The sequence below is a fragment of the Methanobrevibacter sp. genome (assembly GCF_045539575.1).
Taxonomy (GTDB): domain Archaea; phylum Methanobacteriota; class Methanobacteria; order Methanobacteriales; family Methanobacteriaceae; genus Methanocatella.
In genome coordinates this window covers 1-25,813 of sequence record NZ_JAZQFM010000038.1, presented here as the reverse complement: position 1 = coordinate 25,813, position 25,813 = coordinate 1, and the positions used below count along the sequence as shown (strand labels likewise).

The window sequence follows — 25,813 nt, the reverse complement described above, 5'->3', positions numbered from 1 at the left end:
TTTAAAATAGTGATTTGACCAGGTAAAAAAAGAAAAAAAAGAAGTTAATTAGAATGCAATACTTGCATAATAACCTTTAAGATTATAGTTGTAATTGTTCCAATTAACTACATTTCCAAATGAATTTCTGGAACTAGTTGGATCACCTACAATCCATGTATCGCCAATCAATACTTGTGTCCAAACGTGTCCGTATGTGCTTCCACTTAATGTGAAATAACATGTACCGTGAGCATATCTTGCTGCAAGACCTGCAGTTCTATACATAGCAATCAATAAATGGGATTGGTCAACACAATTACCTGTTTTTGCATTTAAAGTGCCGACAGCTCCATATTTTGTGTTATAATAGAAACTGTAAGATACTTTGTCACGTACATAATTGTAAATTGCAGTAGCTTTAGCTTTATCTGATGTTAATCCAGCGGTGAGTGAATCCACGATGGATTTGATTTTACTATTGCCCACTTGACAGTTAGTGGAAGATTTTAAGTACGGAGCTAAGTTTGTTATAGTATTCTTAGTGTTCAATGAGGAACTTGAACCTGATGATTCATAAGTTTTAATGGTTACGTAGTTTGGCATAATTGAATAATCATCATAAAATGCTACAACACGTGCGATAGCATAAACCAAACCGTTGTATCCGATAGTTCCGACATTTGAACTCACAGAATCTGGCATAGTTCCTTTTGAGTTACAGGTATTTACAATACTTTTTGCAACTGCAAGGTAATCATATAAATTACCTAAGTTAGATGCTGATTTCGGACTGTTAGGATCTTTTACATCTTTAACAGCAATGGAATTTTTGTTATTGCTGTTTAAGTTAATGATTGCCTGTGACGCCAAATACACATATTCCGCAAGGGAGTATGTTACTGAACCGATTTTAACTGTTTTAGGTAATTCCTCATTGCCTTCAATGTATTTTTTAACATTTTGGGATGCGGCAATGATTTCTTTTAATGTTACCTTGTCTACTACAGTTATTGTTGATGAACCGGAAGCTTTTCCGTCGGTATAGGTAACAGTATATTTGCCTTCACTTAATCCTGAAATTGGAAGTTTTGCAATACCGTTCGCATCCGTTTGTACAGATACTTCTTTATTGTTTAATGTAAATTTAACAGTAGTGCTTACCGGCTTGTCCTGACCATCAAGTACTTTTACTTGGTATGTGTATGCAGTGCTTGTAGGTATGGTCACGTTGCTTGCGGTAAATTTGGTACCGTTAACTAATATATGTTTTGTTACTTTTGATGAAGTGTAGTATGTAGTGTCCACTTGAACATTTACCGGATAATATCCGATATTTTCAGTTACTGCGAGTTTAGCAACTCCATTTTCGTCAGTATTTACTTTTGTTGCTTTTCCATTTAATGTAAATTGGACTGGCACTCCATTAAGATTGGATCCTGTTTTATTTTTCACGGTTACTTCATAAACAGACCCATCATTATGTTTCATTACTAAATCAGCTGCAGCAATACTTACTTTTTGTTTTGAGATAACTACATTGCTTGTTTTTATATTGTAATCTTTCAAGCCTTCTGTTGAATATGAATATGTAACAGCGTAAGTGTTAGGCTTTAAGTCGCCAATTGCAAGTTTTGCCACACCATTGGCATCAGTAGTAACAGATGTTGTTTTACCATTAAATTTAAACTTAATAGCTTTATTTGATAATGCTTTTCCAGCAGAGTTAGTAGCTTTTACAGAAAATGAAGATCCATCATTGTACTGCATTTTCAAGTCACTTGCTTCTAATGTAGTAGTTGAATCTTTCACATACAGTTTGCTTGATCCTGAAACTGCTTTGTTTTTACTACTTCCTTTAAACTGATATGTAATAGTATAAGTACCCTTTGAAAGAGCGGAGATAGTTATTTTAGCTTCACCGTTCGCATTAGTCACAGCAGTTACTTCTTTATTATTATATTTAAAGTAAATTTTACCGCTTTTCAGTGGTTTTTTCTCACTACTTTTTAAAACAGCGGTAAATGTACTTTTAGTTTTAGGAAGTATGTATTTATTTGATCCTGTAATGCTTGGGCTATCTTTATTGACAGTCAATGTCTTTGTGACTGTTTCTTTTGAATAAGGATTATATAATTTTATTTTATATGTTCCTGGTTTAAGAACCGGAAGAGATAATTGGGCTTTACCGTTAGCGTCAGTTTTAATGGTATATGTTTTACCATTAAGTGTGATTTTCACATTGCTTTCTTTAAGGTTACCGTTATCTCTTAAAAACTTCGCTGAATAAGTTTTATCAGTGCCGTATGACATTTTCATGTTTGAGGCTGAAATTGATGAAATAACTTTAATGCTTTTAGAAACAGAACTTTTAATATACTGGGAATCTCCGTTATATGTTGCAGTTACAGTGTATGTTCCTTTATTTAAAGCAGGTGTTGTAAAGTAAGCAATTCCACTACTTGAAGTTGTGGATTTGTAGGTTTTACCATTGACCTTATAAGAAACACTTTGATTAGCTAACGCATTTCCATTTTCGTCTTTCAATGCGATTTTAAATACTGTGCCCGCTTGTGAATAACGTGGAGTGTATGTTGTTATTGAAGTCTTTACAGGAGTAATGTTGGTTGAATCATCACTGTCTGAGGACTCATTGCCACTATCACTTTGTAAAGTATTGGTTTCTAAATTTGTTTGTAAAGTTGGTTCCAAGTCTGATTCGCTTAAATCAGCTATAGATAATTTTTCATCGTCAACTATTAAATTTGAAGTTTCTGTACTTGTAACATTACTTAATTCAGCTGCACTAGCTGCTCCTAATAGAATAAAGAACATCAAAACAACTGAAATCAATAATGTTGTTTTTTTAATCGAAATATTTACACCTTCTTGGTTCTCATTATGATATTTTTTCTTGAGAATTTTACGAAAATTTATAATATTTCATAATGAGTGGATAAATATTTGTTTAAATGTTTATATAAATGTTATTATTACTTTAATGTACAAAATAATTCATAAAAACAAGTTATTTACCTCAAAAGGGCATTAATAAAATTAGTAGTTTTTAATTTTCAGTTTTCATCGGCATTAAGTTTTATTTTTTCATTGTTCGGATTATTTGTATTGGATTTATTAACAGATGATTTTCAATTAGCTAATTCAGATATATGCCCATTCCCATTGCGTTTACTTGAAAATGGTCTCCTCCAAGTCCGATTAATCCGTATTGTATTTCCAAATCAACAACACAATTTCCACCGGCAGCCTTAATGCATTCTGTAAGTTCAATCAGACAGTCATCTTTTGCCTGTTTCAGCTTATTCAAAACAGTTCTCTCAGCCATGTCCGGATTGGTGTGTATTAACCGTTTATCCCTTTCAACAATGACGGTTGCATGGAATTGTCCCAAATTTGTATGGTGCCTGTCTAAAATATCAGTGCTTGTGATGAAATAGAAATCCAAATTGTTGATTTTGATGTTGCTTGCAGTTTCATCAAAAATAGGGACGGTCTCAATCTCCACTTCATATGGCTTTTTTAAGACATGCTTGTAATAAATGTATTCTAAATTATTTTTAATGTAAGAATGAATTCTTTTAAATATTCCTAAAAAGTAGGATAATGTTCCGAGTCCGCCCACTAATATAATGTAGTTTATTAATGTAGGAAAGGCAGCCTGTAAAATAACTGCTATTGATCCGATTGTCAGGACATTAACTCCCAATGTAGGATTTTTCAAAATAAAACTGTAAAAAGTAGTGTCAATGAAAAGGATAAATGCACTGATTGCACCTATGTTTTCACCGATGATTCTATTTGCCAATACTGTTTCGGCATATCCCGCTCCAAGCGGTGCAAAAATCAAGCCTAAATTCCAGCCAAAAATGGCTATGTTGAAGTGCAGGAAAAATCCATATATGACAAGGCCGACTGCAGTGCCTACCGCAATGCATAAAATGGCCTCTCGTAAATAGGTTATTTTTACTTCCCGTTCTCTAAAATTCATAGCTATTCACTTTTAACGGCAGTACCATAGACAGTTACAAGAATTGTGTTTCCCATAGTTCCGCCAAGGTTGTCGTATGAAATTTTAAGTCCTATGATTGCATTGGCACCTAAGCTTTCCGCTTTTTGTTCCATGCTCTCTAAAGCAACTTCCCGTGCTTTTCGAAGTTCATCTTCATATTGGGATGTTCTTCCGCCTACAACATCGCGCACTCCGGAAAATAAATCCTTATATATGTTGGACCCGATTAGGGATTCTCCTGTTACGAGTCCTTTATATTCGATTATTTCCTTATTTTCCAGAGTATTTGCTGAAGTTAATATCATATTATCTTTATTTCACAAAGGTCAATATTGCCCAGATAATTAAAAAGATTGCAATAACTACGTATAAAATTATTTGTGATCTTTTTCTTCTGTTTAATCTTGCGTCCCAGACTTTTTGACAATCCGGTGAGCATACAAGTTCGTTTAATGGAATTGGGGTTCCGCATATTGGACAATGTTTGTGAGGTTCTACTGCCATTTTTTCATCTCCTTATATTTTAAAAAATTCTTTAGTATTTTTAGTAACTTGAATTGCCAGCTCTTCACTGTCAATACCCATGCACATTGCAATTGTTTCGAGGATGTGAGGTAAATATTTCGGTTCGTTTCTATTTTTTTTAGGCTTCTTATCAAAGTTTTTCGGTATTAAAAAGGGCGCATCTGTTTCAATCATCAGTTTTTCGGGAGGAATTACACTTACCGCTTCCTGCAAGTCCCTTCCACGTTTCATGTCACAAATCCATCCGGTAACACCAATGTAACAGCCTAAATCAACATAATTCTGTGCTTCTTGTTTGGTTCCTGTAAAACAGTGAACGACTGATTTTTCAACAACGCTGTCATGCCTTTCTAGAATACTGTATAAATCTTCATGCGCTTCTCTTTCATGTAAAAACAATGGTAAATTTGTTCTTTCTGCAACTTCAATCTGTGCTTCAAACCATTTTCTCTGCAAGTCCTGCGGTGAAAAATTTCTGTTGTAGTCAAGGCCGCATTCTCCAATGGCCACTACGCTGTCGCTTTTGGAAATTTTTTCCAGTTCAAACATTGTATGTCCATTGCAGGTCTTTGCATCATGAGGATGGACGCCTGATGTTGAAAATAAGGTTCCCAGATACTTTGATGCATATTCCGCTGCGAGCTGACTTGAATTTACATTGGTCCCGGTGATTATAAATTGTTTAACGCCGGCATTTTTTGCATCTTCAATAATTTCAACCCTGTCCTTTTTAAATGAAGAATGCATCAGATTTAATCCGATATCGATTAGGTTATCCAATTTTTTCACCTATTCATTAATGACTTTGGTTCCTATGTTTTCACCGTTGACAGCCTTGATGAGATTTTCAGGTTCAAATCCGTTTGTGATTACGGTTTCAAGATTTGACCTCTTAATCATCTGAACTGCAGTGGTGTCAAAGAACTCATAGGTTCCAGCCTTGACGTCTTTGCCGCTTAAAAATTCAAGCAAATCGGTTGCTGTAATTTCAGGAACAAGTTCAGCATCATCGAATTTGTTAGGGTCTTTTGTATACATTCCGTCTACGGATGTTAAATTGATAAGTTTATCAGCATTAATGTATTCTGCTAAAATTGCAGATACCGCATCGGTACTGTGTGCAGGTTCTGTTCCGCCCATGACGATTATTTTACCGCTTGCTGAGAACTCTAAAGCTTCCTGGAAATTATGAGGCACTCTTTGGTATGCCGCATCTCCAAGTGCGGATAACATTAATTTTGCATTAATTCTGGTAACTTCAATTCCAATATCGTCACATTGCGCTTCACCAGCACCTAAATCACGAACTACGCTTATGTATTCTCTGGCAGGTTTTCCTCCCCCTACAACAATAAACAGTTCATGTTCTTTTGCTAAATCTTTTAAAATAGCACTGTATTCTTGGAATTTCTTACAGTCATATTCTTTTAATAAAATAGATCCTCCAATTGCAATAACAATTTTCATATATTCACCTTATATATAATATATCCGATAGATATTATTTAAATTTTAATTATTACAGATTAAAATATAATTAGTTAAAGGTGGTTTTTTAATGGATTTGGCCAGTCAGATATATGTTCGTAAATCTTGTCGCAATTACTTGGATGATGAAATAGATATGTCTCCGATTCATGAGTTCATTTCAAATGTCAGACACTTGGATGATTCAATCGGATGCCATTATAAGATTTTTAAAAAGGATGAAGTTAATATCAGGACCCGTTGGAAAGCTCCGTATTATTTGGCTTTGTTTTCAGAAAATAAACCTTTGTCAGGAGTAAATTTGGGTTTCATTTATCAGCAGGTTTCCCTTTTCATGCAAAGCATTGGAATCGGCAGCTGCTGGGTTGGAATGGCTTCCATAAAAGAAAAAGATCCCGAATTTGTTATCTTAATCGCATTCGGAAAGTCAGACAAAATGACCAGGAACAGGTCTTCATTTAAAAGAAAATCCCTATCTGAAATCAGCGATAATGCAGATGAGAGACTGATTCCCGCACAGCTTGCCCCTTCAGCTATAAACTCACAGCCTTGGTATTTCAAACACGCCGATGACGGCTTCGATGTTTACCAGAAAAAACAAAACATACTGAAAAGGCAGGTTCTTAAAAATTGGAATCCTATAGACATGGGAATCGCATTGGCACATCTATACGTTGAAAATGAGGACTCATTTAACTTTGAAGTAAAAACCAGTTTTGAGAATCTTAAAGGTTATGCCTATATTGGCAGCGTTGAATTTTAAAAAAAAGAAAGTTTAGAGGATTTAAATATCCTCTGAAATTAATCCTTTGTATAATAAACCTGCAAGGACTGCACCAACAATTGGAGCTAATATGAATACCCAAACTTGTTGCAATGCTTGTCCTCCAAGGAATAATGCAGGAGCTAAACTTCTAGCAGGGTTAACTGAAGTACCTGTTAATGGAATGCCCATTATGTGTACGAATGTAAGGGTTAAACCGATAACGATACCTGCAACCGCACTGTTTTCTGCTTTTTTAGTAACTCCGAGAACAGTGAATACGAATACAAAGGTTAAAATTATTTCCACGATTATAGCTCCAACAGCATCAATGCCAACGCTTGATGCGGAACCGAATCCGTTTGCACCTAATCCGGTAGCGGTGTATCCTCCGAGACTTGGAGCGCAGTTGATAATAACTGCTAAGATTGCAATACCGATTATAGCTCCAATACATTGGAATACAATATACATGATTAGGTCTTTTGCGTCCATCCTTCCATCAATCCACATGCCGATTGAAACTGCAGGGTTGATGTGACATCCTGAGATGTCTCCTATTACATATGCCATGGCCACAATGGATAAACCGAATGCTAATGCAATTCCTAGGTTTCCCAATACTGATCCGGCTATAGCTGCACTTCCACAACCGAATAATACAAGAACCATTGTTCCAATTAATTCTGAAATATATCTTTTCATAATTTTCCTCTATTAATTTTACATGTATAATTTATATTACTTTTTCATATTAATATCTTCTAAACCGTTTATATGCCAAGTATGCAAGGAACAACACGAACAATATTAGAACAAATGGGAAAATGTGTAGTAATATTGAATCGTTGACTTTTTCAAACTCGTATTCCTTATCGAATCCCATATGTTTGGCATCGGTATGGTTTTGAGTTATTTTTGCAAAGTTGTATAACAGGTCGTAATAACCTATATGTGCTCCGTTGTACTCAATTGAATCTGGTGCACGTCCATTTTCATCCATATAGTTTCTGACGATTCCTGCCATTGCCATATAATCATAAATTGTATATTTGTCTTTTACCAAAAAGGAAATTCCCATAGGGCTTTCAGGTCCTTTGAATGATTGAGGAATGTCCAGTCCGTTTCCATTTAAGTAGGAACTTGTCTGATATAGCAATTGGGCAGCTGTATAGTTTCCGTAAGTTCCATTCATCTCAGTATCATTGCTGTTGACTAATTCTTTACTTGCATTTGCCATTGCTGCAGGTGATATTTTATTGGTTACCAGCAGATTGTCGCTCACTATTTTTGTATCGTTTGCATGGCCGTTTACAATATCCACAACTTCCTGAGCAATTTTTTTGTTCATTTCCTCATCGTATCTGTCGATGTATCCGTTTTTTCCATTATCTGGGAATTCTTTGAGTGGCTGGACATAGTATATTCCTGCATTTTTGATAAATGTTCCAGGATCATGCATTCCCATAAAGCTTTCATTGGAATAGTTGTCATCCCAAGCTCTTCTGAGATAGTTGCTGTGATTGTCCAAATCATAATCTCCGGTATTCACAAGGATTATCTGTTTGGTTGAGTTGGAAGTTGCTTGCACCAGCTGTAAATAATTTCCGCCGTCGCAAGCTGCAAGGCATATGCTTATGTCACTTGTTACCTGTATCGCCCGGTACCCCTCACCTGGAGATGGGGCTTGATTGTCTACAATTACTTGAAGTTCTCCTCCGCTTATCTCTTCTATGTAACTCTTAATTGAGTTTAACATTTTCACGTCATTATCATGGTCAATAATGTTGTCCGCAGTTATGAAAACGGTTTTTGATGCAGTTACGTCTTGAACTAATGGGGCAACAATTAATATGGCCAGTATTAGTATTGCAATTTGTTTTTTCATATCTCTTTTCCTTAACTTTCAATTGTATATAATTATAATTTTCATAACTAAAATATTTTATTACTTTTTTAATATAATAATTCTTTTTAAACAGCATATTTTTTAAATTTAAAGATTTAAATTCTGTTTGAAGCATAAATTTAAATAGTTTTATCTCCAATAACTTTTTTGAGGATTTAAAAAGATTATCTTTTATTTTAACTACAATATAATCGAGTTTTATAAAAATTTAATTCAATGTAGTAAATTGGAATAATTGCATAATTTTTGTCGGGATATTTGGCCTAAAATACTCTCGTGTTGGGCGACTATATTAAATGCCGTTCCATTAAATTGTCGGTTATTGTCAAATTTATTATTGGGGTTGGAATTTATCTAATTTAAGGTAAAATAAAAAGTTTAATTGCTGATTAATAGTTTTTACTAATTAATAGTTTTCATAATCGTCCTCAATAGGTGATTAAATGTTTAAAAATGGTAAAAAAATACTTGTTGGCAAGCACTTTTTAATTTCACTGCTATTCATTGTCCTGATTTTTGCCTCTGCAGGTGTGAGTATGGACGATGTAAGTGCCTCAAACTTAAATCAAAGCGGGGCTGGAATTGGAAGTGAATTAAATCTTGAAGATAAGCTAGAAAATTCTCAAAATGTAATGTTGGAAAGTAACAATGTATTGGGCGTAGCTCAGGACAGTGAACTTCTTGGTAAAAGTACTGTGGTGTCCGGAAACACATTTGACGATATAAGAAATGCAATTAAAAATGCTAAAAATGGGGATACCCTGATATTGAGGGATACGTATAAGGCGGAAAAGAAGTATGACCGTATCGTTGTGGACAAAAAGATTATATTCACCTCTGATTCAGGGGCGACACTTGACGGGAATAAAATGTCTCGGATAATGTTTTTCAATACGTCATCTGCGGGATCTTCACTTAAAAACATTAAATTCATCAATGGATATACGGATTCCGTTACGGCGGGCGTGAGAATCGAAGCGAAAAATATAGAAGTTACGGACTGTATTTTTGAGAATAATGTTGCTCTGCGTTCGGCGGCATTATCTACAATTGGAAATAATTACACATCTGCAAATCTGAAAATAACAAACTGTCAGTTTAAGAATAATCATGCATTAATCAGTGCAGGGGCCATGAGTGTTCATGGGGACAATACTGAAGTTAAAAATTGTACTTTTGATTCGAACAGCGCTTATGGAGATCCCAAAGGCAGTGTGCCATATGGAGGTGCAATCCAGGTTGGATTGGATGAGGTCATTTCAAGGGCATCCGTATTCAACTGCACATTCTTGAATAATCATGTCTATTCCAATAGTGTCAATGCTCATGGAGGTGCAGGCTGTGTGCGTAACGGTACAGTCTATCAAAACTGCATATTTATCAATAATTCCGCATCTCAGGGCGGTGCATTGACATACCATGCATCCGGACTGATAAGAAACTGTACTTTTATTGATAATTCAGCTAAATATTTCGGAGGGGCATTATCAACAGGATATCTGGTATATTCAACTATGGATTTGGATGTTGTTGACTGCATTTTTAAAGGAAATAATGCTCCGATTGGAGGTGCTATACAGTTAAACGGAATGAATATTAATGTGGATGACTGTGAATTTAACGACAACAACGCTTCAGAATATGGCGGTGCCGTTTGCATTAATGCACAGACAGTCAATATTTCTGATTCCTCTTTTAAAGGCAATGTTGCAAACATTGACGGTGGTGCCGTTTTTGTAAATGGGACAAACACTTTTGTTGAAAGTTCTTCATTCATATCAAATCATGCTATTCCAGACGTCAATAAGTTAAATGACGGTTTGGGCGGAGCGATTTACATTAACAGTACTCATGCATTATTGAAAAACGGTGAATTTTACTACAACACCGCCAGAAACGGCAGTGCAATATATTACGACAAATCAGGAATTGATTTGAAATTGGTTAACAATACTCTGCATGAAAATCAGGCATGGGTTTATGCATTGCCGATTTATGCGGAGGACATCTATTACGGTGAAAGCGAAAAATTCGGATCCATCATTCATGGAGGAAACAATATCGGAAAATATGGGGACTTGGCAGTTTCAAATGCAATATACAATGCCGCAGGCAACAGCTGCATCAATGTTGACGGTGAAACTCCAGTTTTAGGAGCTAATGAACAGGGTCGTTTATATCAGGATGACCGTGAATATAACATGGACATTTTACTGACTGTTGAACATGAGGACGGCAGTGTTGTCTACAATAAGACATTGAACTCAAACTGCTTTGGTGAGGTAAGCGATACCTTAAACAATCTGAAAGTCGGAAAATATTACGTCACTGCAAAGCACTTCGAGGACAAATATTATAAATCCATAGCCAATGCCACCTCATTTACGGTCACAGCCCAGGCGGATGGCAAGGTCAGAAAGTCAGTTGCTCCTGAAGTGATAAATTATGACGATATAGTGATTTGGACATTGAATATTACAAATAACGGGCCAAGCAATGCAACCAATGTCGTTGTAAGGGACATATTGCCTGAAGGGTTAATTTGGCTTGAGGACAATACCGATGGGGATTATAACCCTCAAACAGGTACTCTGACAATTGACTTTTTAGAGGTCGGCGAAATCTACATAGTGACAATAAAAACTCAGGTAAATAAAACCGGTGAGATTGTTAATGACGTCAATGTCAAGGCAGATGAGCATGACTATAACTTAACAAATAATCATGACCAGTCCAAGATAGATGTTGCATCCGCAGCTGATTTGGCTATTGAAAAAACCGTCAATGCTTCAGTTGCAAACATGGGAAATCTGGTTAAGTGGACAATTTCTGTAACCAACAAGGGTCCTGATATGGCAACCGGCGTTAAGGTTAGTGATGTGCTTCCTGAATCCCTGATTTGGGTAAGTGACGATTCAAACGGCAGATATGATGTAAATGATGGTGTTTGGGATATCGGCACTTTGGCTAATGGTGCAAACGTTAAACTCAACATCATCTGCAGGGTTAATGCAACTGGTGTCATAGAGAATGTCGTTTCTGTAACTGGGGATCAATATGACTGGAATAAATCCAATAACCATGCACGTGAAATAATTAACGTAAATCCTGCATGTGACCTGTCTGTTGTTAAGGCTGTCAGTGACAGTGTCGTTAATTATACTGATGTGGTTAGGTGGACTGTGTCTGTGTCAAATAATGGTCCGGATGATGCCACTGGCGTTAAGATTTATGATGCTTTGCCTGCAGGTTTTGTTTATTTGAACTCCACAAGACCTTATGTCCATGGCATAATTGATATTGGAGATTTGCCTGTTGGCGAAACTGTGAATGTTGATATTTACACAATGGTAAATATCACTGGAAACTTTGTTAATGTTGCAAGTGTCAAAGGAAATGAGCATGATTACAATTTGAACAATAACGAAGCCAATGCTTCAATATTCGTTAAGCCTGCAGCTGATTTGTCAGTTGTAAAGGATGTTAATGTATCTGATGTTAATTTGACTGATCTGGTTAAATGGACAGTTACTGTAACCAATAACGGCCCTGATATTGCAACTGGAGTCGTCGTTAGGGATGTTCTTCCCAAATCTTTGGTATTTGTCAGCTCAGACAACGCAAAATATGACAAAAACTCCGGTAAATGGGACATCGGCACCTTAGCTAATGGCGCTAGTGTCAGTTTGAATATAATTTGTATGGTTAACGATACAGGTGTTATCGAAAATTTTGTTTCCGTCAGCGGAAATGAGTTTGATTGGAATAAAACCAACAATGACGATAGCAGCATTGTTAATGTAAGTCCTGCATGTGACCTGTCTGTTGTTAAGGCTGTCAGTGACAGTGTTGTCAACTATACTGATGTGGTTAGGTGGACTGTGTCTGTGTCAAATAACGGTCCGGATGATGCTACTGGCGTTAAGATTTATGATGCTTTGCCTGCAGGTTTTGTTTATTTGAACTCCACAAGACCTTATGTCAATGGCATAATTGATATTGGAGATTTGCCTGTTGGCGAAACTGTGAATGTCAATATTTACACACGTGTTAATGTCACTGGAAACTTTGTTAATGTTGCAAGTGTCAAAGGAAATGAGCATGACTATAATTTGGACAATAACAAAGCTAATGCTTCAATATTCGTTAAGCCTGCAGCTGATTTGATTGTAACCAAGAATGTTAACGAGTCCGAACCTAACTATTTGGATCTTGTCAAATGGACAATAACAGTTCACAACAGGGGAATTGATACTGCAACCGGCGTTAATGTCATTGAAGTTCTTCCGCAATCTTTGGTATGGGTTAGCGATGACTCAAACGGTGATTATGATGCAGGCACTGGAATATGGAATGTTGGAACAGTCGGTGTCGGTGAATCCAGAACATTGGCTATAGTTACCAGAGTCAATGCCACTGGGGAATTTGTGAACATTGTTTCAGTTTCAGGCAATGAATTTGACTGGAACAAGTCCAATAATTTGGATAACGAATCAATAAATGTGGCAAATGCAACAGATCTGGAAATAATCAAGATTGTCAACCAGTCCGTTGTGGATTATCATCAGTCTGTAAAATGGACAATAGTCGCAATTAATCACGGTCCGGATAAGGCAACCGGGGTATATGTTGATGATATATTGCCTGAAGGATTTAAGCTCATAAACTACACCGCTTCCAAAGGTTTCTACGATAACGGAATGTGGTCTGTTTGCTGCATTGAATCCGGTGAAAACCAGACTTTGGAATTGATTTGTGAAGTTGTAAAAACCGGAGAGTTCACCAATGTTGCAATAATTAACGGCAGTGAATATGACCCTAACAAAACCAACAATAGGGATAATGTAACCGTAAATGTTCCAAAATCATCCGATCTGGAAATAATCAAGACTGTTGACAATCACTATCCTGATTATGGAGACATTGTCGAGTGGACGATCACTCTTGTCAATAACGGCCCTGATGACAGTGACGATATTCAGGTAATTGATTCATTGCCTGAGGGTCTGGAGCTGATAAGCTATCGCTGCAGCGCAGGAAGTTACTTTGAAGATGTCTGGGAAATTGATCATTTGGTTAACGGCGCCAGTGAATGTTTGGTGCTTCGCTGTCTGGTAAATGCACTTGATGAAATTGAAAACATCGCAAAGGTCATCCCGTCACAGCATGACTGGAATGAGTCAAACAACAACGACAGCGACAAAATTTCTTCCAATCCTGTTGCAGACCTGTCCATTGTCAAATTTGCAAATGTCTCCCAAGCGAATTATTTGGATTTGGTTAAATGGACATTGATAGTAACCAATAATGGATTTAATGATGCAACTGGAGTATTTGTCAGTGATGTAATCCCGCGCGGTTTGGAAGTTGTTGATGTTATTGGGGGAAGATATGAAAATGCAATATGGGACATTGGCGATTTGAAAAGCGGCCAATCCAGAGAGTTGGAAATAATATGTAAAATCAAGGCCACAGGTAAATTCAGCAATGTTGCATTTGTATGGGCGCAGGAAACGGATCCTGATTTAAGCAACAATGAGGATGAGGATTCATTCTATGTGCCTCCTGCAAGTGACATCTCCGTTACAAAAACAGTATCCAAATATAAATACAATGTAGGCGACCTTGTAAGATATGCCATTAAGATTACCAATAACGGTCCCGACAGGGCCAGCGGAATAAAAGTTCAGGAAATGATGGACGATTCTTTACTGTTGAAGTCTTTCCATGCAAGCGCAGGAGATTTTGACATAATCAATGATGTCTGGTCATTGGATGAGCTTGATGTCGGCGAGTCAGAATTTCTGAAAATCAGCGCAATTGCTAAAAAAGCAGGAATCGCTGAAAATAAAGTTGTTGCAACCAGTGATAATTTTGACCCTGATTTGGATAACAATGATGATAACGTATCAATCAGTGTTTCTGAAAAAGACAAACCTGTCAATGTCACTAAAGAATTCAGAAAACATTCTGATGAGTATCACAAACACTATTCTGCTTCCATTCTTCAAAAATATCCTTCCGGAAATCCTGTTATGGTGCTCGTGCTCTTGTTTGTGTTTAGTTTGGGTGCAATATATGGTAACAATATCTTGAAGAAAAGATAATTTTAAGTAGCTATCACGCTACTATTTTTTATTTTTTTCAAACGATTTTTCAAAATTTTGTAAGTACCAAAATTATTAATTTCACGATAAATTATTTTAATAGTTGGTGCTAAAACTAGCCGAATACTGCTTCTTTTTTTCAATTAAATCAATACCTTTAAATAAAAGTTCCAACAAATTTATTGTTAGATATTGATGAAATTATATTTTTTTACAAAAATTAATGTATGAGTCAATATTTTTAATTAATTAAACGAGGTGTAATTATGGCTGAAGAAGAAATGATTGAAGAAACTTCTGAAGAATTTGTTGATGAAGAAGAAGAAAAATTACCTTTCGCAAAAGCTGAAGTTGTACGTTTAATGAAAGAAAATCTTGATGACGACAAAATGATCAGGGAAAGAGTAAAAGTGGAAATGAACAAATTTTTAGGCGAAGTATTAAAAAACGTATGTAAACAATTAAACGATTATCCATACACTACAATCGAATACGAAATGCTTAAAGAATCTACTTACCCATACACTAACATTGAAAGAATTAATCAAGAAAAAGAAAGAATCTTATTACATTTAGAAGCTATCAAAGCGGACTGTAACGCATTAGCTATGGATGTTCAAAAAACTTTAAAATTAAAAGATGTTGTTGAAGAAGACACTTTCGCAAGCTTCTCAGCAAGTCTCGATGAAGAAGAGGAAGAAGAATAATCTTCTTTCTTAATTTTCTTCAATATGACTGAAACCTGTTTTTAAATCTTTGAGTTCCTCTTCTGGAATTTCAAGAATCTCTGCACTGTCACTGACAATATTACTTTGACCGAATGGATCCAGAATAATCAATGTTGCAGTTTCATTACCTTCCTTAAGGTCCTGAATTTTCTTTAATGTATTTTTAGCATTTTCCTGTGATTCGGCATCATCAAAAAGATTCAAGGCTTTTTTTACTGCATCCTCAAATCTGTTGAGCATTCCTTCTACGTTTGTAACGTATCCTTCTGATTTTGGTCCAGGCTCTACTTTTATGCCCACTTCAGGAATTGAAACTGTTGCAGACTGTGACCTGACGACTCTGACGGTTAAATTGCTTTTGTTAATTTCGATAACGTATTTTGCAGGGTCGTTTTGTTCGAGTGCAATGATGTCACTGTGTCTGAATCCGCATTCAGGGCATTGGATTGTTGTTTCAAGAACCTTTCCAAAATGAGGTATTTCCAGTTCCCTCATGATTGATTTGGCTTTTCCTTCAACAAAGCATACTGGACATTTGATAATCATTTCATTTATTTCTTCTTCATTCATTTAAAACATATCCTTTTTCAGTTAATTCTTTTATGATTTTATCTAATTTTTCAGCGTTAGCAGCACAGATGGTTGTTTTCCTGTACTCTGACAGGTTATACAGTTCATTGAGATATTCCTTTTTGCTTTCATCCTCATTAAGTTTTTCAATGAATCTGTGAGCGGAATCATCATCTGAAACATTGATGTTTCTAACCAAAGGCTCCCTGAATCCTTTAATGTTGTATACAACCTTTTCCATGCTTCCGTTGTTCTTTGTGATAATTATGTCAATTACGTCTGAAAGCTCATCCGCGCTGTTTATCAGGTTGATTGTGGCGCATGACTTGTTTATGGCGGACAGTATCTTGTCAAGTGTCTTGTCAATGGCTTCTGCATGAATAACATTCGCACCATTTATTTTTGCTTGTTCTATTAAGTGATCATGTATGATTCTGTTTTCCCTGAAGAAATCCAGCTGCTTTCCACCACGGTGTATCTGAACTGCCCTTTTAACAAATCTTTCCTTGTGGGATTCCTCATCGGAGCTCAATATGAAAAAGTAAATGTTGGCATATTCCTTAAACTGCTCGATGTCAATCAGTCCAGGAACCAGGTGGACCCCTTCAATGATTATGTCGTCATAATCTGTGATTGCCCTCTGGATAATTTTTTCAAGTCCCGGAATGACTGCTGATGCATGCTCATCGAATCCCGCTGACACCAGTTCATCATAACTTTCGTAACGTTCCTTGTTTCTTAAATGTTTATATGCATCATAAGATGAGCTGTGAAGTGCTGGAGCATATTCCTTTCCAATGATGCCTCTGACAACTGCTCTTATGAAGTCACTTTCAATTAAATGTTTAATATTCAATGTTTTAGCCAGTTCTGCAGCTATTGTGGATTTTCCAATTCCTGATGCGCTTCCAATCAGGATAACATAAGGTTTTCTCATGTTAAATTCTCCTTGACAATAATTTTTTTATTTTTATCTTTGTCATTACATTTATAAATAATCACTATAAAACATCATACTTTATTAATGTGAAAAATTATAATTAATATTAATATATTATTTTTTGAAATATTACTTTTGAAAAATTAAGATAATAGATTTACATGATTAGTTATAAGTTATAAATTATAGGATAGGGGTGAAATTTTTGTATTCAGTAAATTCAGTTAAAGAGATTCAAGACTTAAATCCATTCATCGTAGTCGGATGTGGTGGAGGAGGTGAAAAATTCTCCAATCTTGAAGGTGTTGAGGCAGTAGGATTCATAGATGATGATGAAAGAAAACAGGGAAAGCAATATTGCGGACATATTGTTGCAGGCAGCCTAAATGAATGTTTGGAAAGCGCACCTGAAGCAAAATCACTTGTTATAATGTTGCCTATTGGTGCTGAAGGCGCTGCATTGAAGTATGCGGTTCAGGCTATTGATGCAGGTTTGAATGTTATCACTTCCTTTAGATCATTGTCAGTGGAAGAAAATCTGTCTTTAAAGAAATTTGCTGATTCAAAAAATGTTGTTATTAAGGAAATCGGTCCTAGATTAGATGTTGTGGAAAAAATTGCCGGAATCGCTCCTGAAAAATCATGTGAAGTTTTACCAAAAATATCTTATACTCCTAACGCTCCGGTAATTTTTGTTGGAGGAACCTCCCAGGAATGTGGTAAAAGAACCACCACTAAAATGCTTGGACTGGCAGCAAGTGAAAGAGGCCTTACTCCTGCTATAATTTCAACTGATGAAATGGGATTGGAAGAACCTACTGATTTTAATTTCAGGGCTGGAAGTCTATCCGCTATGGATGTTCCGGCAGCTGTTTTATCTGCAATCAAATATGTTGAAGAAACCAAAAAGCCAGATATCATTTTCATTGAAGGTCAATCCAGCTTAACTGAAAAAGGAAACCCTCACCCTAGAGGATTGTCTGCAGCAATTCTTATTGGTGCTTCTCCTGATGCAGTAATTGTTGGACACAGACCAAACCACCCATACAGGGAACCTCGCGGCATTGTGGAAGAAATCACAGCTATTGAAGCTGTTGAACCTACAAAAGTTGTAGGACTTTCCGTAAACCTTAAGAATGCTGAATTGGACATGTGTCCTGAGTATTTCGAGTCAACATATGGATTGCCTGCGGAAGATGTTTATAATAATGGAGCTTCTAAATTGTTAGATGCTATTTTTGAATACTTAGAGGAGTAATTGAAATGAGTTTTACTGATACTTTAAAAAGAAGTTTAGGTTTCGAAGAGACCGAAACTAGCAAAAGGGAAAAAAATGCAGCAGATAGTGCTTTAGAAAACTTGTCCAACATGATTAACAATCTCACCAGGTCTGAAGGTAGAAGTAATTCCCCACGTCAACAACCTCAAAGGAGCCAATATCAACCAAGACCAAGGCCAGTAAACAATCCAAATCCAAATCCAGCTCCTCGTCCTACTCCAGTTCAGGATTATGTCGACGATGATTATGTGATTACACCGGAACAGTCATTTTATGAGATTGTTCTAATCAGGCCAAAAACAATTGATGATATAAATTATGTTGTTGATCAGGTTTTAGAGGAAAACAATCCTGTCATTTTGGACTTGTCCTTTTTGGAAAAGGAAAGTGCAGCTAATTTTAAATTAGCAGGCGATAAGATTAATCAGATGAGATCAAGATATGGTGTTCAGGCATTATTGCTTGCTAAAACTGATGATAAGGAACTAATCATTGTTTCCCCTAAAAAAGTGAAAGTGATTAACAAAGGATAAGTAGATTAATTTCTACTTTCATTTACTATTTTTTAAAAATACGCTATATCTGATGAGGATATAAACTACAATAACTGCAGCTATTGCAATTTCTATTTCTAAAATGCTGTTTAATATTAGATTTGAACCTATTTTTGACAATACTCCTTTTGTTGCAAGTGCGCTGATAACAAAAGGAAACGTAAATGCCGCAAAGCTCGGATAAAAATCCAAATTCCTATATTCAATGAATTTCCAAAGGGCAAAGACATAGAATATGCAGGCAAATATGTAAAGCACAGTCACAAACTCAAGGGATATGCCGGAAGCTGAGTTGAGATAGCCGACAATCAGTATGCTTAAAACCGCAGTGAAAATACAGATTAATGGCTTATTTCCGTCAGGAACTTCAGGATATCTGATGTATCTGTATATTACCAGAGGCAATGTTATGACCATTGCAATAAATCCTATTATGAAAAATATGAATCCTATTGGGGTTGCCCAATGAACTCCTGATGTGATTGCACCCATGGTTATTCCTACAAAGACTATCCAGTATGTCGGATAGACATTCGAAATATTAAAATTACGTACAATAAAATGATAGGTAAAGTAAATCATTAGCAGAATATGCAAAGCAATTCCAATAATCCATACACCATATGCAATACTCGGATTAAATGTGATGATGTATGTAGATAGAATTATCAAACTCATGGAAAAAGTACCCGAACTGCTTGCAATCACAGGATTTTTAAAGTCCTTTTTAATCAGGTCAGTGTAAAAAATCAGTTTTAATATTATTAAAATTAAAAATATTAGTCCAATACCTCCAAAAATTACCCTTAGGTATGGATGGATGTCCTGAGTGAGATTTCCCAGCGACAGCAGTGCAAGAATCAATCCGCTAATTGGTATTGGAATATTTTTAATCAGGTTCATAATTTTAATTTTGTTTTTAGTTTATTTAGAATTATTGATTAAATTTCAAAGAATTCTTGTGCATTTTTATGGGAAATTTTTTCAATGTCTCCCACGTCATGCCCCAATCTTTCCAGCTCACGAATTGTTTTAGGAACAGAAAGGGGATCTGACGGCTTGTTGCTGATATCGCTGTTTAGGAGGAATCTGTCAAATCCGTATTCATCTAGAATTGATATGGCTTCAAATTTATTCATTTTTTGAGGCTGCACGGTCAAACCGAGCATGCAATCGGTATCAATCGCATCGCCTACAACTTCAGGATTGATGTGGTCGATAACAGCCTGCTTTTCATCAAGATGCTGTGGTAAAATCTCCATGATTTCCTTTAAGACTTCCCTCTTGTTTTTTCTTGGGGTGTGGATAATGACTTTTGAGTTGGTCTCGCTTGCTATGTCCAGCTGTTTTTTAAAGGTGGCAATTTCTTCATCTGTTAAATCCTCAAGGCCGATTTCACCGATTGCAACAATCTGGTTGTTTTCAATCCATCTGTATAGATTCTCATAAATCGGTTCAGGATTTTTGATTGTGTTTGTCGGATGTATTCCCAAGGCCACTTTCAGGTCAAGTCCGTATTCCCCTGCTCTTTTGGTGTCATATTCCAGGATTCTGTTCAGGTGGTTTAGAAGGATGATTTCATGTTCGATCCTGTAAGGATAATAGCTGCAGGTAATTGCGGTTTTGATTCCTGCAAGATACATCTTTTCGAAATCTTCGCTGCTTCTTGAGTCGGCGTGCATGTGTGTGTCAATCATTATATTTCCCCTATATTTGTTATCTGTGTTCATTTTTCTTTGTTATATTTTAAAAAATTATCTGATTGAGGTCTTTATTTTTAAATCTTTTGGAAGTGTTATTATGTGTTTTGGTTCACTATGGTAGATTTTATATCTTTAGTAATAACAATATCAGTATAAGTAATACTACATAGGTGGTAGCACATGTTTAAAAATGATGAATATTTAGAAGATTTAGATACGATTTTTGAGGAAGTTAAATTCTCAGCAAACTCATTTGTACGATTGAAGATATTGGCTTGTTTATTTGAAAAGCCGCAGAACATGAAAGCAATGACTGACCATACAGGCCTAAGCTATAGCTCAGTTTCAAGCAATATCCATGACATGGAACTGAAAGACATGGTGTATAGGCAAAACAACAGGTATTATCTCACAAGCTCTGCAAAAATCAAGATTCAGAATATCCTTGAATTGAAAAGAGTAATCTGCCTGCTGAATAAGTTTTTTAATATTTTGGACGGGCACATTGTTGATGTCATTCCCAACGAATCCGTTGCAGAGCTATATCTGCTTGGAAAGGCGAACCTTATGGAATCAAGTGGCGTGGATGCCTATCGGACTTATAACTTCATTGAAAAATGCCTGCTGGATGCAGAGTCTGTAAAATGCATTATGCCGTTTTATCAGGAACAGTTTTTCACGGTTTTAAATGACCTGATTTCCAAAAACAGGGATGTTGAAATTCTTGTTCCGAAACGTGATTTGGAAGTTTTCGAGGAAAAATCAGGCATTGAATATTTGACTCCATTTAATGAAATGGATTCATTTTTATTGATTGTAACAGATGACGTGATGATTTTGGGGCTGTTTATGGAAAATGGCTTCTTTGATCAGAACAGGTTGCTGACATCAAAAAATGAGGAGTGTATCGAATGGGCCAATAGGCTTTTTAAAAATTTTAAAAAGAAAAATAAATGAGTTGAATACTCATTTATAATATTTTTCCAGATATTCTGGTAATTCGGAAATAGCTATTCTTTCTTGCTCTTCAGTGTCTCTGTCCCTTACAGTAACCTGGTTGTCTTCAAGGGTGTCAAAGTCCACTGTGACTGCAAGAGGAATACCAATTTCATCTGCTCTTGCATATCTTTTACCGATGGTACCTGTTGCATCGTATTCCACTGTGAAACCTGCCATTCTTAATTGTTCGGTTAAGTCCTGAGCTATTTCACGAGGTCCTTCCTTGTTTACAAGTGGGAAAATTCCAAGTTGTACAGGAGCAACAGATTTGTTGAATTTGAAGTAATCTTTTCCTTCGGTTTCGGTAAATGAATGTAATAAAACTGAGTATGTGATACGGTCAATACCGAATGAAGGTTCAATTACGTGAGGAACAACCTTTTCACCGGTGATTTCCTCTTCAACATCTTCGAATAAGAGTAAATCTTCAGTTATTTCGTAAGTTTTATCCAATTCCACGACATATTTTCCGTCTTTTTCAATTGCTGCTTTGATTTCTTCAACATCAGCATCTTCAATAGCTTGTTTTACCTTAGGGGAATCTCCTTTAAATATTGGTCCGAATTTGGATAAGTTAGGTTTCACAACTGTTTTTTGTACTTTTTTAGGTTCGTCGTATTCCATGAACACGTTCAGCTCATCGTTACTGTATTTGGAATGTGATGTTAGGTCGTAATCTCCTCTGTCTGCAATTCCAATGATTTCAACCCAGCCGTATTTGTCTGTTAAGACTTCAACGTCCCAGCAGTCAAGCGCATAGTGAGCCATTTCTCCTGCAAGGTGCTGTCTGAATCTTAAAACATCTTCAGGAATGCCTATTTCAGTTAGGAATTTACGGGCTAAGTATAATTGGTAGATTAACATTTCATTAGCGACAATGCCTTTGTCAAGTGCTTCGCGTGCAGTGATTTCTATAGGTTCAAGATTCTTTTCCTGAACTTCCTGTGAGTTTAGACGCAATACGACATCCTCGATTTGTGAGAATTTAGGATGTGTTTTGTCTTTAGGGTTTAAAAAGATTTCAGCTTCTGCCTGTGTGAATTCCCTAAGTCTGATAACTCCTTGTCTTGGTGAAATTTCATTTCTGTATGCTTTTCCAAGTTGAACTGCACCAAATGGAAGTTTTCCTCTGAAGAATCTTTCAAGTCTCTTGAATAAAATGAATATTCCCTGTGCGGTTTCAGGCCTCATGTACCCTACCTTGTCTCCTTTGGCACCGATTTCTGTTTTAAACATCAGGTTGTAGTTCCAGATGTTTGACAGTTTTCCGCCACACTCAGGACAGGTAATGTTGTTGTCAATGACAATTTGGTCAAGCTCTTCATTTTCAAGGCTTTCCACATCTTCACCAATGACCTCTTCAATGATGTGGTCTGCTCTGAACACTTCTCCGCACTCTTCACACTTACACATTGGATCGGTGAAGTTGTCAACATGTCCGGATGCCTTTAAAACTTCTTTAGGCATTACGGTAGGTCCTTCAATTTCATAGAATCCTTCACCGGAAACATATTGTTTTCTCCATTTTTGCATGATGTTGTTTTTAAGGCTTGCTCCGAGAGGTCCGTAATCCGTAAATCCGGATACTCCTGAGTAAATCTCGAATGACGGCCATAAAAATCCTCTTTTTGCACTTATATTTGACATTTTATCATGATTCATAAATATTATCTCCAATTATTTTTTCAATTCGTAATCTTGTTTGACTCTGCTGCTTTCTGGGCGAGTCTGACCCATATATTTACTGTTTCTACTTGGGTGTCCATATGGTATTTCTGAAGGACTGGTCATTGTTTCAAAAACAATTTGACATACTCTCTGACCGGGATAAAGCGCTACAGGCATTGCTCCGATGTTTGAGATTTCCAATGTGATTTTACCTTCAAAACCAGGATCTATGAATCCTGCGGTAACGTGCATGGTAACACCTAATCTTCCCATACTGGAACGTCCTTCCACTCTTGCAACCAAATCGTCAGGTATTTTAACATATTCCAGAGTGGTTGCGAGGGCAAATTCATTAGGGTGAATAATAAATGCTTCTCCTTCACTGACAGTAGTTGATTCCATGTAAGATGAAACGTCCTCTTCATCTTTAGGGTCAATATAAGGTTTTCTAATAACTTTAAATACTTTAAACTCATCTCCCAGTCTCATATCAATAGAAGATGGCTGAATTTGTTTTTCATCTAAAAGAGGGTCAATGGTTATTTTTCCCTCATTTAAATATTCTTTTATGTCTTTATCACTTAAAATTGCCATTTTTTCACACAAGTAAGTTTATAAAAATTATAATTCTTTTTCAAATAGGTTGTCAATTCTGTCAACAACGCTGTCAATGGTTTTTTCACTGTAGTCAATTGTTATTGCATCGAATTTACATGTATTAACGCAAAGGCCGCATCCCTTGCATTCTTCATAATCGATAGTTATTCTGCCATTTTCGAAACTGATTGCATCAAACATGCAAACTTCATCCAGACACAGTTTACATTTTTTACATCTGTCCTCATGAAGTTTCACATTAACTCCGTCGAGTTTTTCCAATTTATCGCTTATATCATCGTCCAGATTAGGATAAACCTTCCACAGACAACAGCATGGGCAGCAGTGACATATTGTCAAAAGCCCTTTTCCAGGTCTTACATTCATCCAGACGGTATCAATTTTATTTCTTCCAATAATATGGCTTAAACCGGCGGCATCTGCCCTGTCCACTTGAGCCAAAGCTTCTTCAACAGTGGAAAGTTTACCGATATGCTTTGGAATTTTTCTGGCGGTAGGTCCAAGGAAAATGCAACCAATGTCTCGAGGATAATCTGTACATTTGTTGGATGTTCTGCAAAGGCAGGAATTCATAATGACGATGTCATCACATCTTTTAATGACTTCCTTGATAACATCTGTCGGCAGGAATTCGGAGCCTTCAGATTCAATTTTCTTATTAACATTAATTGTATTTGGGACAACAACGATCTCATCATCTTCAAAAAGCATTTTATCGATGATTTTCTTATATATTTTAGATTTTTTGGTAATCTCCGCTATCCAAAATCTCCAATTGAAGATGTATCTGAGCGTAAATATACTAATGTCTGCAAATCTAGGTCGTCTCATTGTTCACCAACTTTATTTTTTAATCTTCTCAATATTCCTTTGAATGTATGTGCTTCCCGTCCTGTTATGAATGCTCTTGAGATAATGTTGTTGAAAGTTTTAAGGCCGTTTCGTTTCTTATGGTCGGGAATGTCTAAACTGTCTATCAGCTCTTTCATATCATTGACGAGATATTCCTTTTCAAGAGGTGTGCTTTCGGACAGGCCTTCAACTCCATATTCATGCCTGTTCTTAAACAGTTCATAGAATATTATTGCAGCCGCATGTGAAATATTCATTATTGGGTAAGTGGGATCTGTTGGAATGGACACGCAAATATCGCAGTCATCAATTTCTGCATTGGTAAGTCCATTTCCTTCTCTTCCAAACAAAATTGCTATTTTATTTGAAACATTCATTGCTTTACCGAGCTCCTCAGGTCTCAGTGGAATTCTTGATAAGTTATAGCTTCCTCCAGCCATTCCGGTTGAAGCAACCTTAAAATCAATTCTCTGTGATTGGTAAAACTCATCAAGGGTCTTGTAGATTTTTGCATTTTCCACAATGTATTTCCCGTGAGTTGCCTGATAATAAGCTTCATTGGTCAATGTTGGAGGGTTAATCAACACTAAATTCTTCAATCCGAAGTTAGCCATGGTTCTTGCAAGAAAACCGATGTTTCCTGGAGTTTCACACTCCACAAAAACTATGTAAATGTTGTCTTTAAACATTTTGGTTTCTTTTTCTTCCTGCTCTTTTGTAAGCTGCGCTCTTACGGTTCCTCTGGACTGTGCTTTCGGTTTTGATTTTTTTGTAGAAGTTGACTTTTTTTCTGCAGTGCTTTCTTCCTTTTTCTCGTCTGAACTTATTGGTTGTGTTTCAACAACTTTCTGTTCGTCAACAGCAGTATCTCCTATTTTAATCAACTCCTAATTTAATTTATTCGTAAGCTTTATCTAATAATTCTAACAAGTGCATACACTTGATGTCTTCGCATCCTATTGCATTTAATCCGTCCTGAATGTTCAGCTGACAGAACGGACAGATTGTAATTACTGCATCAGATTCAGTATCTTTAATCATTTCAGCTTTTGATTTTGAAAGATCAAGTGCTATTTCAGGTTTTCCGGATTTTATTCCTCC

Annotated in this window: 23 protein-coding genes; 6 read left to right on the top strand and 17 right to left on the bottom strand. The window is 36.3% G+C overall.

The features are described from left to right. Positions 1-48: 48 nt before the first annotated feature. From ACKI30_RS05300 to pyrH, 6 genes are all read right to left on the bottom strand, one after another. On the bottom strand, positions 49-2,832 hold the full coding sequence (locus tag ACKI30_RS05300) for a transglutaminase domain-containing protein (protein WP_407410522.1): 2,784 nt from the start codon (positions 2,830-2,832) through the stop codon (positions 49-51). A 304-nt stretch (positions 2,833-3,136) separates the two neighbouring features. Then, positions 3,137-3,988 (bottom strand): hypothetical protein, encoded by an 852-nt coding sequence (locus ACKI30_RS05295; protein ID WP_407410520.1) that lies wholly within the window; start codon positions 3,986-3,988, stop codon positions 3,137-3,139. A 2-nt stretch (positions 3,989-3,990) separates the two neighbouring features. Beyond that, on the bottom strand, positions 3,991-4,314 hold the full coding sequence (locus ACKI30_RS05290) for a YbjQ family protein (RefSeq protein ID WP_292739706.1): 324 nt from the start codon (positions 4,312-4,314) through the stop codon (positions 3,991-3,993). Positions 4,315-4,321: 7 nt separating this feature from the next. Next, positions 4,322-4,513 (bottom strand): DUF2116 family Zn-ribbon domain-containing protein, encoded by a 192-nt coding sequence (locus tag ACKI30_RS05285; RefSeq protein ID WP_292739704.1) that lies wholly within the window; start codon positions 4,511-4,513, stop codon positions 4,322-4,324. Between the two features lie 12 nt (positions 4,514-4,525). After that, the gene (locus tag ACKI30_RS05280) at positions 4,526-5,314 is read right to left on the bottom strand and encodes a TatD family hydrolase (protein WP_407410517.1); all 789 of its coding nucleotides are present in this window, start codon (positions 5,312-5,314) and stop codon (positions 4,526-4,528) included. A 9-nt stretch (positions 5,315-5,323) separates the two neighbouring features. Next, positions 5,324-6,001: a UMP kinase gene (gene pyrH / locus ACKI30_RS05275; protein ID WP_330007968.1), complete on the bottom strand. Its 678-nt coding sequence runs from the start codon at positions 5,999-6,001 to the stop codon at positions 5,324-5,326. A gap of 91 nt (positions 6,002-6,092) precedes the next feature. Here pyrH and ACKI30_RS05270 point away from each other — a divergent pair, with 91 nt between their 5' ends. Next, positions 6,093-6,785: a nitroreductase family protein gene (locus tag ACKI30_RS05270; protein ID WP_407410515.1), complete on the top strand. Its 693-nt coding sequence runs from the start codon at positions 6,093-6,095 to the stop codon at positions 6,783-6,785. 21 nt (positions 6,786-6,806) lie between these two features. Here ACKI30_RS05270 and ACKI30_RS05265 read toward each other — a convergent pair whose 3' ends face one another. Beyond that, a complete protein-coding gene (locus tag ACKI30_RS05265; protein ID WP_407410513.1) occupies positions 6,807-7,490 on the bottom strand; it encodes an MIP family channel protein in 684 nt (227 codons plus the stop codon). 49 nt (positions 7,491-7,539) lie between these two features. Further along, the gene (locus tag ACKI30_RS05260) at positions 7,540-8,673 is read right to left on the bottom strand and encodes an adhesin (RefSeq protein ID WP_407410511.1); all 1,134 of its coding nucleotides are present in this window, start codon (positions 8,671-8,673) and stop codon (positions 7,540-7,542) included. 464 nt (positions 8,674-9,137) lie between these two features. On the opposite strand from ACKI30_RS05260, the gene ACKI30_RS05255 reads away from it, so the two are divergent. Both ACKI30_RS05255 and ACKI30_RS05250 read left to right on the top strand, forming a co-directional pair. Continuing rightward, entirely contained in the window at positions 9,138-14,801 is a 5,664-nt protein-coding gene (locus ACKI30_RS05255) for a hypothetical protein (RefSeq protein WP_407410509.1), read from the top strand. 266 nt (positions 14,802-15,067) lie between these two features. Continuing rightward, positions 15,068-15,508 (top strand): hypothetical protein, encoded by a 441-nt coding sequence (locus ACKI30_RS05250; RefSeq protein ID WP_407410507.1) that lies wholly within the window; start codon positions 15,068-15,070, stop codon positions 15,506-15,508. Positions 15,509-15,517: 9 nt separating this feature from the next. Here the strand turns inward: ACKI30_RS05250 and ACKI30_RS05245 are convergent, their stop codons facing one another. Both ACKI30_RS05245 and ACKI30_RS05240 read right to left on the bottom strand, forming a co-directional pair. Next, positions 15,518-16,099: a ZPR1 zinc finger domain-containing protein gene (locus tag ACKI30_RS05245; protein WP_407410505.1), complete on the bottom strand. Its 582-nt coding sequence runs from the start codon at positions 16,097-16,099 to the stop codon at positions 15,518-15,520. Next, positions 16,092-17,036 carry a 3H domain-containing protein gene (locus ACKI30_RS05240; protein ID WP_407410503.1) on the bottom strand — a complete coding sequence of 315 codons (945 nt, stop codon included), beginning with the start codon at positions 17,034-17,036 and terminating at the stop codon, positions 16,092-16,094. The genes ACKI30_RS05245 and ACKI30_RS05240 overlap by 8 nt, the downstream gene beginning before the upstream one ends. Before the next feature lie 208 nt (positions 17,037-17,244). On the opposite strand from ACKI30_RS05240, the gene ACKI30_RS05235 reads away from it, so the two are divergent. Both ACKI30_RS05235 and ACKI30_RS05230 read left to right on the top strand, forming a co-directional pair. Continuing rightward, the gene (locus tag ACKI30_RS05235) at positions 17,245-18,297 is read left to right on the top strand and encodes a DUF1611 domain-containing protein (protein ID WP_407410500.1); all 1,053 of its coding nucleotides are present in this window, start codon (positions 17,245-17,247) and stop codon (positions 18,295-18,297) included. Positions 18,298-18,302: 5 nt separating this feature from the next. Next, the gene (locus tag ACKI30_RS05230) at positions 18,303-18,851 is read left to right on the top strand and encodes a cell division protein SepF (protein ID WP_407410498.1); all 549 of its coding nucleotides are present in this window, start codon (positions 18,303-18,305) and stop codon (positions 18,849-18,851) included. Between the two features lie 18 nt (positions 18,852-18,869). On the opposite strand, the gene ACKI30_RS05225 is transcribed toward ACKI30_RS05230, so the two are convergent. Both ACKI30_RS05225 and ACKI30_RS05220 read right to left on the bottom strand, forming a co-directional pair. After that, positions 18,870-19,775, bottom strand: coding sequence for a TDT family transporter (locus ACKI30_RS05225; protein WP_407410497.1), 906 nt, complete (start codon positions 19,773-19,775; stop codon positions 18,870-18,872). Positions 19,776-19,813: 38 nt separating this feature from the next. Beyond that, on the bottom strand, positions 19,814-20,569 hold the full coding sequence (locus ACKI30_RS05220) for a TatD family hydrolase (RefSeq protein ID WP_407410495.1): 756 nt from the start codon (positions 20,567-20,569) through the stop codon (positions 19,814-19,816). Positions 20,570-20,755: 186 nt separating this feature from the next. On the opposite strand from ACKI30_RS05220, the gene ACKI30_RS05215 reads away from it, so the two are divergent. Continuing rightward, positions 20,756-21,532, top strand: coding sequence for a helix-turn-helix transcriptional regulator (locus ACKI30_RS05215; protein ID WP_407410493.1), 777 nt, complete (start codon positions 20,756-20,758; stop codon positions 21,530-21,532). Between the two features lie 9 nt (positions 21,533-21,541). Here the strand turns inward: ACKI30_RS05215 and glyS are convergent, their stop codons facing one another. From glyS to ACKI30_RS05190, 5 genes are all read right to left on the bottom strand, one after another. Continuing rightward, a complete protein-coding gene (gene glyS / locus ACKI30_RS05210) occupies positions 21,542-23,236 on the bottom strand; it encodes a glycine--tRNA ligase (RefSeq protein WP_407410491.1) in 1,695 nt (564 codons plus the stop codon). Between the two features lie 15 nt (positions 23,237-23,251). Further along, the gene (dcd, locus tag ACKI30_RS05205; RefSeq protein ID WP_295160702.1) at positions 23,252-23,836 is read right to left on the bottom strand and encodes a dCTP deaminase; all 585 of its coding nucleotides are present in this window, start codon (positions 23,834-23,836) and stop codon (positions 23,252-23,254) included. Positions 23,837-23,863: 27 nt separating this feature from the next. After that, a complete protein-coding gene (locus ACKI30_RS05200; RefSeq protein WP_407410489.1) occupies positions 23,864-24,691 on the bottom strand; it encodes a DUF362 domain-containing protein in 828 nt (275 codons plus the stop codon). Then, a complete protein-coding gene (locus tag ACKI30_RS05195) occupies positions 24,688-25,596 on the bottom strand; it encodes a TrmJ/YjtD family RNA methyltransferase (protein WP_407410487.1) in 909 nt (302 codons plus the stop codon). Before ACKI30_RS05195 ends, ACKI30_RS05200 begins: the two co-directional genes overlap by 4 nt. 13 nt (positions 25,597-25,609) lie before the next feature. Continuing rightward, the coding region (locus ACKI30_RS05190) for a heterodisulfide reductase-related iron-sulfur binding cluster (protein WP_407410485.1) at positions 25,610-25,813 on the bottom strand (204 nt) is incomplete at its 5' end.

Coding starts and splice junctions, on each gene's coding strand:
- ACKI30_RS05285 (WP_292739704.1), bottom strand. CDS start 4,513: ATGGCAGTAGAACCTCACAAACATTGTCCAATATGCGGAACCCCAATT.
- ACKI30_RS05220 (WP_407410495.1), bottom strand. CDS start 20,569: ATGATTGACACACACATGCACGCCGACTCAAGAAGCAGCGAAGATTTC.
- ACKI30_RS05290 (WP_292739706.1), bottom strand. CDS start 4,314: ATGATATTAACTTCAGCAAATACTCTGGAAAATAAGGAAATAATCGAA.
- ACKI30_RS05240 (WP_407410503.1), bottom strand. CDS start 17,036: ATGAGAAAACCTTATGTTATCCTGATTGGAAGCGCATCAGGAATTGGA.
- ACKI30_RS05230 (WP_407410498.1), top strand. CDS start 18,303: ATGAGTTTTACTGATACTTTAAAAAGAAGTTTAGGTTTCGAAGAGACC.
- ACKI30_RS05225 (WP_407410497.1), bottom strand. CDS start 19,775: ATGAACCTGATTAAAAATATTCCAATACCAATTAGCGGATTGATTCTT.
- ACKI30_RS05295 (WP_407410520.1), bottom strand. CDS start 3,988: ATGAATTTTAGAGAACGGGAAGTAAAAATAACCTATTTACGAGAGGCC.
- ACKI30_RS05215 (WP_407410493.1), top strand. CDS start 20,756: ATGTTTAAAAATGATGAATATTTAGAAGATTTAGATACGATTTTTGAG.
- ACKI30_RS05270 (WP_407410515.1), top strand. CDS start 6,093: ATGGATTTGGCCAGTCAGATATATGTTCGTAAATCTTGTCGCAATTAC.
- dcd (WP_295160702.1), bottom strand. CDS start 23,836: ATGGCAATTTTAAGTGATAAAGACATAAAAGAATATTTAAATGAGGGA.
- ACKI30_RS05200 (WP_407410489.1), bottom strand. CDS start 24,691: ATGAGACGACCTAGATTTGCAGACATTAGTATATTTACGCTCAGATAC.
- ACKI30_RS05260 (WP_407410511.1), bottom strand. CDS start 8,673: ATGAAAAAACAAATTGCAATACTAATACTGGCCATATTAATTGTTGCC.
- ACKI30_RS05250 (WP_407410507.1), top strand. CDS start 15,068: ATGGCTGAAGAAGAAATGATTGAAGAAACTTCTGAAGAATTTGTTGAT.
- ACKI30_RS05255 (WP_407410509.1), top strand. CDS start 9,138: ATGTTTAAAAATGGTAAAAAAATACTTGTTGGCAAGCACTTTTTAATT.
- glyS (WP_407410491.1), bottom strand. CDS start 23,236: ATGAATCATGATAAAATGTCAAATATAAGTGCAAAAAGAGGATTTTTA.
- ACKI30_RS05265 (WP_407410513.1), bottom strand. CDS start 7,490: ATGAAAAGATATATTTCAGAATTAATTGGAACAATGGTTCTTGTATTA.
- pyrH (WP_330007968.1), bottom strand. CDS start 6,001: ATGAAAATTGTTATTGCAATTGGAGGATCTATTTTATTAAAAGAATAT.
- ACKI30_RS05245 (WP_407410505.1), bottom strand. CDS start 16,099: ATGAATGAAGAAGAAATAAATGAAATGATTATCAAATGTCCAGTATGC.